This window comes from Chryseobacterium sp. PCH239 (assembly GCF_018924625.1).
In the GTDB taxonomy this organism is placed as follows: domain Bacteria; phylum Bacteroidota; class Bacteroidia; order Flavobacteriales; family Weeksellaceae; genus Chryseobacterium; species Chryseobacterium cucumeris.
Genome location: NZ_CP073027.1, coordinates 3,780,367 through 3,795,451, shown reverse-complemented (window position 1 = coordinate 3,795,451; position 15,085 = coordinate 3,780,367). Strand labels below are relative to the sequence as shown.

The 15,085-nt window shown below is 36.5% G+C and carries 17 protein-coding genes; 13 read left to right on the top strand and 4 right to left on the bottom strand.

The window, feature by feature from the left end; genetic code table 11:
* The first annotated feature begins 17 nt into the window (after positions 1–17).
* Positions 18–800 (top strand): alpha/beta fold hydrolase, encoded by a 783-nt coding sequence (locus KBP46_RS17520; protein ID WP_062675917.1) that lies wholly within the window; start codon positions 18–20, stop codon positions 798–800.
* A 70-nt stretch (positions 801–870) separates the two neighbouring features.
* Positions 871–1,677, top strand: coding sequence for a patatin-like phospholipase family protein (locus tag KBP46_RS17515; RefSeq protein WP_216443800.1), 807 nt, complete (start codon positions 871–873; stop codon positions 1,675–1,677).
* A 33-nt stretch (positions 1,678–1,710) separates the two neighbouring features.
* Here KBP46_RS17515 and KBP46_RS17510 read toward each other — a convergent pair whose 3' ends face one another.
* Positions 1,711–2,715, bottom strand: coding sequence for a bifunctional oligoribonuclease/PAP phosphatase NrnA (locus tag KBP46_RS17510; protein ID WP_062675916.1), 1,005 nt, complete (start codon positions 2,713–2,715; stop codon positions 1,711–1,713).
* 236 nt (positions 2,716–2,951) lie between these two features.
* Between KBP46_RS17510 and rpmH the strand changes: the two genes are divergently transcribed.
* Positions 2,952–3,110 (top strand): 50S ribosomal protein L34, encoded by a 159-nt coding sequence (rpmH, locus tag KBP46_RS17505; protein ID WP_002976260.1) that lies wholly within the window; start codon positions 2,952–2,954, stop codon positions 3,108–3,110.
* A gap of 154 nt (positions 3,111–3,264) precedes the next feature.
* Positions 3,265–3,975: a cell division ATP-binding protein FtsE gene (locus tag KBP46_RS17500; RefSeq protein ID WP_062675736.1), complete on the top strand. Its 711-nt coding sequence runs from the start codon at positions 3,265–3,267 to the stop codon at positions 3,973–3,975.
* A gap of 39 nt (positions 3,976–4,014) precedes the next feature.
* Here KBP46_RS17500 and KBP46_RS17495 read toward each other — a convergent pair whose 3' ends face one another.
* The 3 genes from KBP46_RS17495 to KBP46_RS17485 are packed head-to-tail and all read right to left on the bottom strand — an operon-like array spanning position 4,015 to position 6,747.
* Positions 4,015–4,707, bottom strand: coding sequence for a tRNA1(Val) (adenine(37)-N6)-methyltransferase (locus tag KBP46_RS17495; RefSeq protein WP_216443799.1), 693 nt, complete (start codon positions 4,705–4,707; stop codon positions 4,015–4,017).
* Entirely contained in the window at positions 4,707–6,161 is a 1,455-nt protein-coding gene (locus KBP46_RS17490) for a HAMP domain-containing sensor histidine kinase (RefSeq protein ID WP_062675734.1), read from the bottom strand. The genes KBP46_RS17495 and KBP46_RS17490 overlap by 1 nt, the downstream gene beginning before the upstream one ends.
* A gap of 1 nt (position 6,162) precedes the next feature.
* Positions 6,163–6,747: a riboflavin synthase gene (locus KBP46_RS17485; protein ID WP_062675733.1), complete on the bottom strand. Its 585-nt coding sequence runs from the start codon at positions 6,745–6,747 to the stop codon at positions 6,163–6,165.
* Positions 6,748–6,795: 48 nt separating this feature from the next.
* Here KBP46_RS17485 and pdxA point away from each other — a divergent pair, with 48 nt between their 5' ends.
* From pdxA to KBP46_RS17440, 9 genes are all read left to right on the top strand, one after another.
* Positions 6,796–7,887 (top strand): 4-hydroxythreonine-4-phosphate dehydrogenase PdxA, encoded by a 1,092-nt coding sequence (pdxA, locus tag KBP46_RS17480; protein WP_062675732.1) that lies wholly within the window; start codon positions 6,796–6,798, stop codon positions 7,885–7,887.
* An 84-nt stretch (positions 7,888–7,971) separates the two neighbouring features.
* Entirely contained in the window at positions 7,972–8,502 is a 531-nt protein-coding gene (locus KBP46_RS17475; RefSeq protein ID WP_062675731.1) for a DUF177 domain-containing protein, read from the top strand.
* A gap of 67 nt (positions 8,503–8,569) precedes the next feature.
* Positions 8,570–8,773 (top strand): 50S ribosomal protein L32, encoded by a 204-nt coding sequence (gene rpmF, locus KBP46_RS17470; protein WP_002976251.1) that lies wholly within the window; start codon positions 8,570–8,572, stop codon positions 8,771–8,773.
* A 128-nt stretch (positions 8,774–8,901) separates the two neighbouring features.
* Positions 8,902–9,384 carry an acetyl-CoA carboxylase biotin carboxyl carrier protein gene (accB, locus tag KBP46_RS17465; protein WP_216443798.1) on the top strand — a complete coding sequence of 161 codons (483 nt, stop codon included), beginning with the start codon at positions 8,902–8,904 and terminating at the stop codon, positions 9,382–9,384.
* Positions 9,385–9,482: 98 nt separating this feature from the next.
* The gene (gene accC, locus KBP46_RS17460; protein WP_062675730.1) at positions 9,483–10,838 is read left to right on the top strand and encodes an acetyl-CoA carboxylase biotin carboxylase subunit; all 1,356 of its coding nucleotides are present in this window, start codon (positions 9,483–9,485) and stop codon (positions 10,836–10,838) included.
* Between the two features lie 128 nt (positions 10,839–10,966).
* Positions 10,967–11,539 carry a Crp/Fnr family transcriptional regulator gene (locus tag KBP46_RS17455; protein ID WP_228432415.1) on the top strand — a complete coding sequence of 191 codons (573 nt, stop codon included), beginning with the start codon at positions 10,967–10,969 and terminating at the stop codon, positions 11,537–11,539.
* Between the two features lie 78 nt (positions 11,540–11,617).
* Positions 11,618–12,751, top strand: coding sequence for an FAD-dependent oxidoreductase (locus KBP46_RS17450; protein WP_216443797.1), 1,134 nt, complete (start codon positions 11,618–11,620; stop codon positions 12,749–12,751).
* Positions 12,752–13,036: 285 nt separating this feature from the next.
* Positions 13,037–14,284: an ornithine--oxo-acid transaminase gene (gene rocD, locus KBP46_RS17445; protein ID WP_062675727.1), complete on the top strand. Its 1,248-nt coding sequence runs from the start codon at positions 13,037–13,039 to the stop codon at positions 14,282–14,284.
* Positions 14,285–15,085 (top strand): glycosyltransferase family 2 protein, encoded by an 801-nt coding sequence (locus KBP46_RS17440; RefSeq protein WP_062675726.1) that lies wholly within the window; start codon positions 14,285–14,287, stop codon positions 15,083–15,085.

Below are 15,085 nucleotides of genomic sequence, written 5' to 3'. Positions count from 1 at the left end.
TTCTAAATTTTGGAATCATGCTGAACTTTGAAAGAAAAGGAAACGGAAAAGAAACGCTGGTACTTCTTCACGGATTTATGGAAAATCTATCCATCTGGAGTGATATGGAACATCACCTTTCCAAAGATTTTTCACTGCTCAAAATTGACCTTCCCGGCCATGGACAGTCTGAAATTCTGGCTGAAGTTCACACCATGGAACTGATGGCTGAAGAAGTAAAAAAAGTATTGGATGATCAGCATTTAGAAAAAATACATCTTCTGGGACATTCTATGGGAGGATATACATCTCTCGCTTTTGCAGAAAAGTATCCTGATTCTTTAAAAAGTCTTACATTATTTTTCTCTACGTATTTTCCGGATGATGAAGAGAAAAAACAGCAGCGAATCAAAAGCTACAGAATCATCAAGGATGCTTTTGCCCATTATGCAAGAGCCGGGGTACCTAATTTATTCAATCCGAATGAAAGAGACATTCTGGAAGGTAAAATAGAAACTGCACTTGAAACAGCCCTTTCCACCAATAATTTAGGTGCTCTTTCCTGCGTAAAGGGTATGGTAGAAAGAACCGACAAAAAGCATGTGCTGGAAAACCTGGAAGCTAAAATCTTAGTACTGGCGGGTAAACATGATAATGCGGTAAAAACGGATATGATGATCAAACATCTTCCGGACAGAACGAATATCAAATCTTATATCCTGGACTGCGGACACAACGGTCATTGGGAAAAGCCAGGAATCTGCGCAGAAATCATCAATACAGAACTTCTTCACAATCTTCCTAAAAAACTGGTTTTATAAAACAGGTTACCTGACAAATTAAGCTGTGCATAACAAAAATCCTGTATATTAGTAGAGGATAATTTGGGTAATGGCTTTATTTTCATTCAAAAAAAAGAAAACACCGGCACCACCGGTTATCGGACTTACACTTTCAGGCGGAGGAATGCGTGGGATTGCTCATATCGCCGTACTGAAAGCTTTGGAAGAATACAATCTGAAACCACACATTATTTCAGGAACCAGCGCAGGATCCATCATTGGTGCTTTTTATTCTTTTGGAAAAACGCCGGAAGAGATGATGGAAATTGTCAAGCAAACTTCTTTTTTTTCCAGGTCATCTTTAAAATTATCCAAAAACGGAATCTTCAGTTCCAATTTTATTTTAAAACTGTTCAAAGATTATTTCCCTGAAGACAATTTCGGTATTTTAAAAATTCCGGTGTATGTAGCTGCCACGGAAATGACGCATGGCATCGTAGACTTCTTTTCTGAAGGAGAGCTTTTTGGACCATTACTGGCTTCCTCAAGCGTTCCTTTTATTCTTCCACCGGTAAGAATTGGTGAGAAAATTTATGTAGACGGCGGTGTTCTGGATAACCTTCCCATTGAGCCTATCATGGATAAATGTAATTTTCTGATTGCCTCTCATGTCAATTCCATCAGCTATGATGAGTTAAGCAAGATGAGCCTGATGAAAGAATTCGACAGAATCCTTCACTTAGCGATCGCAAAGTCGGTCTATTCTAAAGCAAAATACTGCAATATTTTTCTTGATCCGCCCAAAATGACGAAATATAGTCTTTTCAACAAAAGATATATGGATGAAATGTTTCAGCAAGTGTATGATTATACCTGCCAGGAGCTTGAAGAAAAGGGGTTTCGTAAAAGTATCTAGAAGTTAATCAGAAAAATTTACAGGTTTTTGCCTCTATAAACCTTCCTCTTTTACTTTTTCTTTGAAGTTGACGATCGTTCCCGCTAAAGAATCTAAAGATTTCCCTCCGGCTGCATTAATATGCCCGCCACCATTGAAATATTTTCTTGAGAATTGGTTCACATCCACATCATCTTTACTTCTGAAAGAAATTTTAACGAAGTCTTCGTACAGATCTTCCATAAAGAATGCTGACATTTTCACTCCGGCAATACTCAAACCATAATTCACAAAACCTTCCGTATCTCCTTTCTGAAAACCAAATTCTTTCAGTTCATTTCTGGTAAGGCTTAACACAGCCACTGTTCCGTCATTCACTACTTCTATTCTTCCAAGAACTAAAGCAAGCAAATGCAGACGGGAAACCGTATTGGTATCCCATGTATTGGAAGTGATCATGGCAGGATCTGCACCATGTTCGATAAGATTAGCGATAATTCTGTGGGTAGTAGCACTGGTAGAACGAAAACGGAAACCTCCTGTATCCGTCATGATTCCGGTATAAAGACATTCTGCCATATCCTGATTCACCAGCTTTTCATCCTCCATTGCTTCAATGAAATGATAAATCATTTGTGAAGTGGCAGGAATTACTGTATCAGAATACACAAAATCAAATTGTTCCGGCTGCTGGTGATGATCAATAAGAATTTTCTTCCCCGGAGCTTTTACCAACCAGTCTCCCAATAATCCGATTCTTGACGGAGAATTAAAATCCAGACAGAAAATAACATCTGCTCCCGCAATCATATCAGCAGCCAGTTTTCTTTTATATTCTGCAATAATAACTTTTTTAGATTCCGGCATCCATTTCAGAAATTTCGGAAAATCATTAGGTACGATAACCTCTGCATGAATTCCTTTTGCTTTCAGATAATGTTTTAATCCCAAGCTTGAACCAATAGCATCTCCATCCGGGTTATAATGGGTAAGGATCACTATTCTGCTATCCTGGGTAAGTAATGTATTAATATCTAAAAGTTCTGCTGGTGTAAACATCCGGTGTTTATTTTTCGTTAAAATTAAAGTTTTCAAAGATAGAGCTTTTATATAAATCATTTAAATATTATTTTTGTACCGGAAAAATGGTTTTGTGATGAGGGTTTGTTAACACCCGACCAAAAAACATTACATTTAATTTTAAAAAAAGATAATTAAAGTTTGTAACTTATAAAAATTTATATATCTTTGCAACCTGAAAATTAATAGATTAATTACGATTTAAACATATAGTAATGAGTAAAAGAACATTCCAGCCATCAGAAAGAAAGAGAAGAAACAAACACGGTTTCAGAGAAAGAATGTCTACGCCAAATGGAAGAAGAGTTTTGGCTGCGAGAAGAGCTAAAGGCAGAAAGAGATTAACTGTAAGTGCTGCACGCGCTAAGAGATAATTTCTAATTATCATATACAAAACATGCTTGAGAAGTTCCTTTTCAGGCATTTTTTGTTGTTAAAATTTACTAAAATTAGAGTCAAATAGACTTCTTTTTTCTATTTTTAAAGATTGAAATTTTTTTGTTAGAAAACAGCCTTTAAAATTAAATTATGCCACATACAAATATCGCCGGAGACAATATTATAAGTTTACAAAATGCAAAGATTGCGCAAAAAAACTTTACTGTACTTTCTGATGTAAATCTTAATATAAAGAAAGGTAGATTCTGCTACCTTATCGGAAAAACAGGTTCCGGAAAAAGTTCCCTACTGAAAACGCTTTACGGACATATTCCATTAGCATCAGGACACGGAGCTGTTGTAGGATTTGATCTGGCAAAACTAAAGCCCTCTGACATCCCTAACTTAAGAAGAAAACTAGGTATCGTATTCCAGGATTTCCAGTTACTTTCAGACAGAACAGTTGAGAAAAACCTTAAGTTCGTTCTTGAAGCGACAGGATGGAATGACAAAGTAAAAATGGAAGACCGTATCAATGAGGTTTTAGGAAGTGTGAACATGAAAAGCAAGAAGCACAAAATGCCTCACGAACTTTCCGGAGGAGAACAGCAGCGTATTGCCATTGCGAGAGCTCTTCTTAACCATCCGGATCTTATTTTAGCCGATGAGCCAACAGGAAACCTTGACCCTGAGACTTCTAACGAAATTATGACGCTATTAAAGCAGGTTGCCCTTGAAAATGGCGCTGCTGTAGTAATGGCAACACATGATTACCACATGATTCAGAACTTCCCTGGTGAAGCCATCAGATGTGAAGACGGAAAAGTTTCTGTATTGGATACTTCAGAATTATTCGAATAAGAATAAAAAAAATAAGAAGGTCAGAAATAACTAACTTCTCTATTTAAAAACATGAAACTCTTTGGTGAGTTCAAGATATTGGTCCGAGTATTGTCTCGGACTTTTTTCTATAATAAAATCAGACTCGTTAACTTCTTTTAATTGTGATGAAAACTCCAGAATCAATCTTTTTGCCTTTGCATTTTCAATTCCTCTAATATTCACTTTTCTGTTCAGATGCAGTTTATTTTCCTTACCGATTGAAATAAAAACTTCTCCTGCTTCCACAGGTATGATTACAGAAAACATCCCTTTTTCTGACAATAATTCTGCCGCCTTACTGATCAACTGCATGAAGTTCAATTCTACGGTCTGACGTGCAATCTTATCTTTTTCAGATCCTGATTCTTCAAAATACGGAGGATTGGATACAATAAGATCAAAACGATCTTCCGTTTCAAAAGTTTTAAAGTCCTGATGACTGTTTTTTAACCTGGCATGAAAAGGAGAATTTTCAAAATTGAGCTGGGTAAGCTTGGCAGCATCATCATTAATATCCAGCCCTAAAAATTCTGCCTGCAGATTTCTTTGTGCCAGCATAAGAGAAATTAGCCCTGTGCCTGTTCCTACTTCCAAAACACTGGAAGCATTTTCAACATCTGCCAAAGCACCAAGCAGAACACCGTCTGTTCCTACCCGGAAGACGTCTTTAGACTGCTGAATTTCAAATTGTTTAAATGTAAAAAGCTTCACTATAAATTGGTAGGCAGTGTAATAATGAATGTAGACCCCTTCCCTACTTCTGATTTCACGGAGATCTCACCTTTATAATCCTCTATCATTTTTCTCACCATGGATAAGCCAAGCCCCATCCCACTGCTTTTAGATGTAAAATTCGGTTCAAAAATTCTTTCGTACATATTTTCAGGAATCCCGACTCCGTTATCCTGAACAGAGATAATCACCCTTCTTTGATGCTGCTCCACATCTACATTGATAATGAGTTTTCTCTGATCACTCTCTGCCTGTTTTGCATTGGTAACAAGGTTTGTAATGATTCTGGAAAGATAAATTCTGTCCATATTGATCATTATATTCGTCTTATTGGCATGCATGAAAATACTGTCATCATTGAATACACGTAGAATATCTTCAACTTCCGTATTCAGATTGATCACTTCATTATTTTTTTCAGGAAGTTTGGCAAATTCTGAGAATGCTGAGGCTACTGTAGCAATCAGGTCAATCTGATCAACAATAGTTTTACTCATTTGCTTTACCCTTTCTCTGATATTCGGGTCTTCAGGATCAAATTTTCTTTCAAAATTCTGAATGGTCAGCTTCATTGGCGTCAGCGGATTTTTCACCTCATGAGCCACCTGCTTGGCCATTTCTCTCCACGCTTCTTCGGATGCTTTGAATCTAAGTCTTTCTTTCTGGTCCTGAATCTGTAAAATCATCCTGTTATAGGCCCTTGCCAAAGCATTAAGCTCATCATTCTTATAATATCTGATAGGGCGCATTTCATTTTCAAACAAAGTAATACGGGTAATCATATCAGAGAATTTCGTAATGGTTTTGGCAAGACTATTAGACGTAACCCAGCTAATCCATATACTAAAAAGGATAAGAAATATATCGACTAAAAGAATATACTTTACGTACTGGTGCAGAACCTCCAGATAAGCAGATTCATTATGATATAAAGGGATATAAACAATTCCGATAGGTTCAAGCTCATTATTTTTCAGCAAAAGGTAGGAAGAAGTCAATTTTGCATCCTTAGCTGCATCATAATTCACCATATCTACCCTTGCATCGGTAGACAGAATCTTATTGATGATTTCTATAGGAATTGTTTTCTGCTCCACCAATCCTTCATCTTTGTTGGAAAGCAAATAGTTTCCTTTCAGATCATAAATAAAAATGTCATGCTGGTTGATATCCGCTATTTCAAAGATTTTATTCCCTAAAACTTCCGGAAGATCTTTTGTTTCAATAAGTTTCTGGCTTACCGCATAGTCCAGATATCGCATGACAGCATTGGTTTTATCCTGCATATCGATATTACTCTGCTGTAAAGAATGATTTCTCAATACAAAGTAAGGAACAAGTGATGTAGCAACGACACTTAAAAAACATACCAGCAAGAAACCGAAAAACACCCGGTTTCTTAAGCTATATCCTTTATACTTATTTATTGACATTCTACTTTTTAATTAACCTAGCAATATACTTACCAATGATATCAAATTCCAGGTTTACTTTGTCACCAATTTTCAAATGTTTCATATTTGTGAATTCCCAGGTGTAAGGAATAATGGCTACGGAAAACTGAGCATCTTCGCTTTTAGCAACAGTAAGACTGATTCCGTTTACGGTAATTGATCCCTGAGGTACCGTTACAAAAGTTCCGTCATTTTCATACTTCATAGTAATAAAATAACTTCCGTCTTTATTTTCGATACTCACCACTTCACCGGTTTTATCAACATGCCCCTGAACAATGTGACCATCCAGTCTTCCATCCATTTTCATACAGCGTTCAAGGTTGACAACGGTTCCCAACTCCCATTTTCCAAGGTTGGTTTTTTCCAATGTTTCATTGATTGCCGTCACCACATAATGATTGTCTTTTATTTCAACAACTGTAAGACAACAGCCGTTGTGAGCAAGGCTCTGATCAATTTTCAGTTCATTTGTAAAAGGGCAAGTCAGGGTAAAATCTATATTGCTTCCTTTTTCTTCAATCTTCTCAATAACACCAACTGCTTCAATAATTCCTGTGAACATATTATTTTTTGCTAAATTTGTAAATTATAATCTTCAAAGATAATCAAAATGAGCCCAAAAAACCATAAAGTACGAGTAGGAATTTCAATCGGTGATTTCAATGGCATCGGCCCGGAGATCATTATGAAGTCTCTGAAAGACAAAACTATTACAGATTTTTTCACTCCTGTAATTTTTGGTTCGGGAAAATTATTCACTTATCAGAAAAATATTTTTAAGCTGAATCTTAATTTCAACTACGTTAACGAACCTTCACAGGCACAGGCTGGGAAACTTAATATGGTTAACCTTACCAAAGAAAACGTGAATGTAGAATTGGGAGTTCCTACTGAAGAATCTACGAAAATGGCGATTGATTCTTTAGAAGCAGCTACTGAAGCTTTGACGAAAGGAGATATTGACGTATTGGTAACTGCTCCGATCAACAAAGATGAAATGGTAAAAATGGGATTCAGACATGCGGGACATACAGGGTATTTTGAAGAGAAATTCAATAAAAAAGGATTAATGTTCCTTGTTACTGAAGATCTTAAAGTAGCTGTTTCCACGCATCATATTCCTATTGCACAGGTAGCTGAAAATATTTCCAAGGAAAAAATAAAGAAACAGATCCGAGTTTTAAACCAGACGCTGATAGAAGATTTCTGTATTCAAAAGCCTAAAATTGCAGTGCTGGGATTAAATCCTCACGCAGGAGACGGAGGTGTAATCGGAAACGAAGAAATTGAAATCATAAGCCCGGCTATTAAAGAACTTTCTGACAATGGAATACTGGCATTCGGGCCTTTCCCGGCAGACAGCTTTTTCCAGCCGAGTAAATACAAAAATTTCGATGCTGTTTTGGCGATGTATCATGACCAGGGACTGGCTCCTTTCAAAACATTAGCCTATGAGGAAGGAGTAAATTATACTGCGGGACTTCCTTTTATCAGAACATCTCCCGATCACGGAGTTGCTTACGATATTGCAGGAAAAAACGTGGCCGATGAGCAGAGTTTTACAGAAGCAATCTTCACAGCGATCAAGGTTTTCAAGAATAGAAGTGAATACAGTGAACTGATGAATGACCGCCTTCAGCCTAGAAAAATGGCTGTAGACAATGGAATAGATGAAGATCTACCGGAGGAAACTGAAGCATAAATCTTTAAAACAAATTTTAAATTAATTTGTTTCAGATTTTATTTGTTATTATAAAAAAAATGCATATTTTTGCACACTCATTTTATGGACAAGTTAAGAAACTATGACGTAAGCTTTTCCGGACTTAAAAACGGAAAACACGAGTTCAAGTTTGAGATAGATAAAACGTTCTTTCAATTATTTGACACTGAGCAGGAATTTACAAATCCTAGAATAGAAGTGAATGTATCACTTGATAAACACACTACTTTTTTAGAATTTGAGATTAAAATTAATGGATGGGTTGAGTTGGTTTGTGATATCACAAATGAAAATTTCGACTATCCTATTGAGAATGAAATCAAAATTCTGGTGAATTTCGGGGAAGAATATGATGACAGCAATGAAGATGTTATTACTATTCCTACTGCAGAGCATGCTTTCAATGTAGCACATTTGATTTACGAAAATGTAATGCTTTCTATTCCGATGAAAAAGATTTCACCGAATGTAAGTGATGAAGATCTTAAAATTCTTGACCAGTTCAGTCCTAAAGATATTGAGGTAACTGAAGAAGAAGAACATGAAAGTGACCCAAGATGGGATGCTTTAAGAAAATTAAAAGACAATAATTAAATAGAATAATTTAAATATGATGAGATGATGAATCTCATCGCTCATCAATTAAAAAAGTTATTAGAAAATGGCACATCCAAAGAGAAGACAGTCGTCTACAAGAAGAGATAAGAGAAGAACTCACTACAAAGCTGTAGTTCCTCAATTAGCTAAAGATGCAACAACAGGAGAGCTTCACCTATACCACAGAGCTCACTGGCATGAAGGAAAATTATACTACAGAGGTAAAGTAGTATTGGAAAAAGAAGTAGCTGCTACTGAAGAAAACTAAGAGTCGCTTTTCGCTGAAAAAGCCTCATTTTAATACAAAAAACCGCCCAATTTTGATAAAATTTGGCGGTTTTTTGTTGTTTTTTACGTTTTTTTGGTATCTTTGGCATCAAATCAAATATCAAATTTATGGACATTAAAGACATACAAAATCTTATCAAGTTTGTATCTAAGGCTGAAGTATCAGAAGTGAAGTACAAAACTAAAGATTTCGAAATCACTATTAAAACTCCATTAGCTGGAAGCGATGCTGTTTATGCACAACCTGCAGTATACCACACTGCTCCACAAGCGGTAGCTGCTCCGGCACCTGTTGCAACTCCGGCCGCTCCTGTTGCTGAAAAAGCTGAAGCTGCATCTGATGACAGCAAATATGTAACAATCAAATCTCCAATGATTGGTACTTTCTATAGAAAACCATCTCCTGATAAAGATGTATTCGTAAATGTAGGTGACGAAGTTTCTGTTGGTAAAGTAGTTTGTGTTATTGAAGCAATGAAACTATTCAACCAGATTGAATCTGAAATCAACGGAAAAATTGTTAAAATTTTAGTGGATGACGCTACTCCTGTAGAGTATGACCAACCTTTATTCTTAGTAGATCCATCTTAATTTAGAAGTTAGATGTTAGACATTAGATGTTAGATTAAATTCTACATTAAAATAACATTATCTAATTTTCAAATTATCTAATTTTCAAATTGAAGAAGATGTTCAAAAAAATATTAATAGCCAATCGAGGCGAAATTGCAATGCGTATTTTACGTACTTGTAAAGAAATGGGGATCAAAACCGTTGCGGTATACTCTACTGCTGATAAAGACAGTCTTCACGTAAGATTTGCTGATGAAGCAGTATGTATTGGCCCTGCAATGAGTAAAGACTCATATCTTAAAATCCCTAACATTATTGCTGCTGCGGAAATTACCAATGCTGATGCGATTCACCCAGGTTACGGATTCTTATCTGAAAATGCTAACTTCTCAAGAATCTGCCAGAAGAACGGTATCAAATTTATTGGTGCTTCTCCTGAACAGATTGAAAAAATGGGAGACAAAGCAAATGCTAAGGCTACCATGAAAGCAGCAGGTGTACCATGTGTACCAGGTTCTGACGGATTGATCGAATCTTACGAACACGCTGTAAAAGTAGCTGAAGAAACAGGTTACCCTGTCATGATCAAAGCTACTGCTGGTGGTGGAGGTAAAGGAATGAGAGCTGTTTGGAAAGCTGAAGACCTTAAAGATCACTGGGAATCTGCTATTCAGGAAGCTGTAGCTGCCTTTGGAAACGGAGGTATGTATATGGAAAAACTGATTGAAGAGCCCAGACACATCGAAATTCAGGTTGCGGGTGACCAATTCGGTAAAGCGTGCCACCTTTCTGAAAGAGACTGTTCTGTACAGAGAAGAAATCAGAAATTAACTGAAGAAACACCTTCTCCTTTCATGACAGACGAACTTCGTGAGAAAATGGGAGAAGCTGCCGTAAAAGCTGCTGAATTCATTGGATATGAAGGTGTAGGAACTATCGAATTCCTTGTAGACAAACACAGAAATTTCTATTTCATGGAAATGAATACAAGAATCCAGGTAGAGCACCCTATCACTGAGCAGGTAATTGATTATGACCTGATCAGAGAACAAATTCTTCTTGCTGCAGGAACTCCTATTTCAGGAATTAACTATTATCCTAAATTACATTCAATCGAATGTAGAATCAACGCAGAAGACCCTTACGCAGACTTCAGACCGTCTCCGGGAAAAATCACAGGATTAAATATCCCTGGAGGACACGGAATCAGAGTAGACACTCACGTTTATTCCGGATATACAATCCCTTCTAACTATGACTCTATGATTGCCAAGCTTATCACTACGGCTCAGACCCGTGAAGAAGCTATTGCAAAAATGAGACGTGCTCTTGAAGAATTCTATATTGAAGGAGTAAAAACAACTATTCCTTTCCACAGACAGCTGATGGATAATGAAGATTATCTTTCAGGAAACTATACTACAAAATTCATGGAAGATTTTGTAATGGATAGAAAATACGATAATCACTAAAAACAATTATCATTCATATAAAAAGAAGGCGTCCGAAAAGGCGCCTTCTTCAGTTTTATACTCTATTTCGTTCTAATAAAGCAGGAAAAGTTATTTTTGTAGTATCAATTAAAACCGACATAGGAGCGATGACATCAGCAATACAGGAGAAATTAGCAGAGACACTTCAGATTTCTATGGAGCGTGCGAAGGAATTTTTGGATATTTGCTATATCGTAACTTATGATAAAAACAAAATGATAGTACCTAAAAATGGAGTATTTGATCGTTTAGGACTCATTTTGAATGGCGCCGTCCGGATTTATTACATCAACGAGAAAGGCGAGGATATCAGCTATCTTTTACAGGTGAATAATGATGTAATTGGTGATTACGCAAGCTATATTACCGGAAAAAAATCAATGGCAATTATACAGGCTCTTCTAAAAACTGAAGTTTTATATTTTGATAAAAAAGATGTTGAGATTTTAATTCAGAAAGATATTTTCTGGCTTGGGCTGGCAAAACGCATATCGGATCTAGCTTTTCTGGATGCAAAACAAAGGCTTGACGAACTGTTTTTTTATACACCGGAAGAACGCTATATCAATCTTTTGAAAAAGTCACCCGAAATTTTGAACAAAATTCCACAAAAATATATTTCGTCATATTTAGGAATTACGCCACAATCGTTGAGCAGAATCCGGAAAAGAATTTGCTAATTTCAGAAAATTAACTTAAGTGAACGTTTTTGGTTTTTTCAGCCCTTAATTTTGCCTCATAATATAAATGCAATCACAATGAAAATAGCAATTATCGGTGGCGGAATTGGTGGTTTGACAACAGCTTTAGCCTTACAAAAAAAAAATCTGGACGTTACCGTTTACGAAAGTGCACCCGAAATAAAACCTGTGGGCGCCGGAATCATTATGGCTAATAATGCCATGCAGATTTTTGACAAACTAAGCATTCGCCACAAAATCGAAATGGCAGGTCATAAAATTTCAACTATTAACATTACTGATCCACAGCTCAAAACCATATCGGACGTACAACTGAATACATTCGAAAGTAAATATGGAGTAAGCAACACTGCCATCCATCGTGCTGATTTACAAAATATTCTAACTGAAGAAATTGGTTTTAAAAACATTGAACTTTCTAAACGTTTATCCAAAATCGAACAGGAAAACGGTTATCAACTCACTTTTGAAGACGGAACTATCGCTAATGCAGATGCTGTTATTGGAGCAGATGGAATTAAATCAGTAGTACGTCATCAAATTTTAAATATTGGAAAACTCAGATCTTCCAAGCAAAAATGCTGGCGTGGCGTCATCGAATCTGATTGGACAGAAAAATATAATCACCATGCTTATGAAGCCTGGGGAAAAGGCAGACGCTTCGGCTTCGTGAAAATTAGTGATCACAAAGTTTACTGGTACGCTGTGGTTAACGAGCACCTGGTCAAAAATCCCAATAATCTTGCTGAGCTTTTTGCTGAATTTAGTCCCGAAATTCCAAGAATGATTTCCGTAACACCGCAAGAAAAAATATTTGTTAGTGACATTATCGATTTGGAACCGATTTATCAATGGCAAAAAGACCGTGTTTGCCTGATTGGCGATGCAGCCCATGCAACGACTCCTAATATGGGACAAGGTGCCTGCCAGGCCGTTGAAGATGCATATATCCTAGGAAAACTTTTTGGTGAAGGGAAAAACGTGGATGAAGTCTTCACTCAATACGAAAAACTGCGTATGAAAAAAGCGCATTACATTGTTAACACAAGCTCAGCCATCGGTAAAATTTCACACTATGAGAACAGTCTGGCAGTTTGGCTCCGTAATACTTTACTAAAGGCAACACCTGGCTCTGTTAACGAAAAACAAATGGAAAAGGTTTTTGATATTTCGTACCAGAACAATTTATAAGATAAACCCTAATCAAAAGCTACTTAGGGAACAGCATTTAAAAATTATAGTCCTGATGGAACAGCAAATCAATATCGGAATAATTAAAATGTAGAATTATCTTCTCAGTATAAATTTCTTATTCTTAAAGATAGAATACCTGCAACTGTTATCCGTTAAGAAAATATTTTCCATTAGAGGATTCATTTTACCTCAAAATATACTCTAATCACAGCCTTATACTCTACTCTATTTTTGTTTATGAGTATCATTAATATTGCGTAAATTTGTTGAAAACCAAAATATATGTCAACAGCAGAACAAACAAAAAACTCGCAGTATTTTATTGACCTTGAAGACAAACATGGAGCACACAACTATCACCCACTTCCAGTAGTTCTGGACCGCGGAGAAGGTGTTTTCGTTTGGGACGTGGAAGGTAAAAGGTACTATGATTTTCTTTCAGCATATTCTGCCGTGAACCAAGGACATTCTCACCCTAAAATCGTAGGTGCTTTGGTAGAACAGGCCCAAAAGCTTGCTTTAACTTCAAGAGCTTTCTACAACTCTAAATTAGGAGAATACGAGCAGAAAATAACAACTCTTTTTGGATTTGATAAAGTTTTACCAATGAATTCCGGAGCTGAAGCTGTGGAAACTGCTGTAAAACTAGCCAGAAAGTGGAGTTATGAAGTAAAAGGAATTGCTGAAAACGCAGCGAAAATTATCGTTTGCGAAAACAATTTCCACGGAAGAACGACAACTATTGTTTCGTTCTCTAACGATCCGGATGCCAACCAAAACTACGGACCTTTTACGCCAGGATTTATCAAAATTCCTTATAACGATATTGCAGCCTTAGAAGAAGTTCTGAGCAGAGAAGCTGGAAATATTGCTGCATTCCTTGTAGAACCTATTCAGGGAGAAGCCGGAGTATATGTTCCGGATGAGAACTTCCTTAAAAATGCTTCTGAATTATGTAAAAAATACAATGTTCTTTTCATTGCTGATGAAGTTCAGACAGGTATTGCAAGAACAGGAAAACTGATTGCATGCCACCACGAAAATGTACAGCCGGATATCCTGATTTTAGGAAAAGCACTTTCCGGAGGAATGTATCCTGTATCTGCTGTATTAGCAAATGATAACATCATGAATGTTATCAAACCGGGACAACACGGTTCTACATTCGGAGGAAACCCTATTGCCTGTGCAGTAGCAGTGGCAGCATTGGATGTGGTAGCTGATGAAAAACTGTCTGAAAGAGCAGAAGAGTTAGGAAAGCTTTTCAGAGCTGAAATAGAGAAGCTTATTGAAAAGACAGACCTTATTACCAAAGTAAGAGGAAAAGGTCTTTTAAATGCTATCCTTATCAATGATACCCCTGATAGTTCTACTGCATGGAACCTTTGCTTGCAATTAAAAGAAAACGGATTGCTGGCAAAACCTACGCATGGTAATATCATCAGACTTGCACCGCCATTGGTAATTACTGAAGAGCAATTGCTGGATTGTGTGAAAATTATTGAGAAGACAATTCTTGAGTATAAATAAATGGCTCTTTCCCTTGCAATCATTACTTATAATGAAGAAGAGAATATTGTAAGACTTTTAGATTCATTAACAGATATTGTGGATGAAATAATTATTGTCGACAGCTTTTCTACAGATAAGACCAAAGAGATTTGCACTCAAAAATATCCTCAGGTAAAATTCTTTGAGAAAAAATTTAATGGGTATGGTGAACAAAAAAACCATGCCCTTGCTCTATGTTCCCATGAATGGGTCTTGTTTCTGGATGCCGACGAAGTTCCTGATGAAACTCTGAAAAGATCTATACAACGCATTACTTCTTCTGGAAGCACCGGATTCAATGTGTATAAAGCAAAATTCAACAATCATCTTGGGATTCACCTGATCCGATTTGGTGGTTGGGGAAATGTATGCCGTGAAAGGCTTTTCAGAAAAAAATATGCAAAGTATTCTGATGATAAAGTCCATGAATTTTTGATTACTGATCAGAAAGTGGGTCTTATGGAAGGAAAGCTGGATCATTATACTTATAAAAGCATTCATCATCATGTTTCGAAAATCAATAAATATTCGGATATGATGGCTGAAAAGATGTTTGAGAGAGGAAAAAGAATCAATAGATTTAAAATTATTGTAAGCCCAATGTTTGAGTTTATTAAGGTTTTTATTTTCAAACTTGGTTTTCTGGATGGATTTCCAGGATTTTACATTGCCAAAACAATGTCTTATTACACCTTCCTGAAATACATAAAATTGCATGAAAAAACACGACTGTACGAAAAAATACGGTTGCAGGAAATTGAAAAAAATACAGTAAAATAG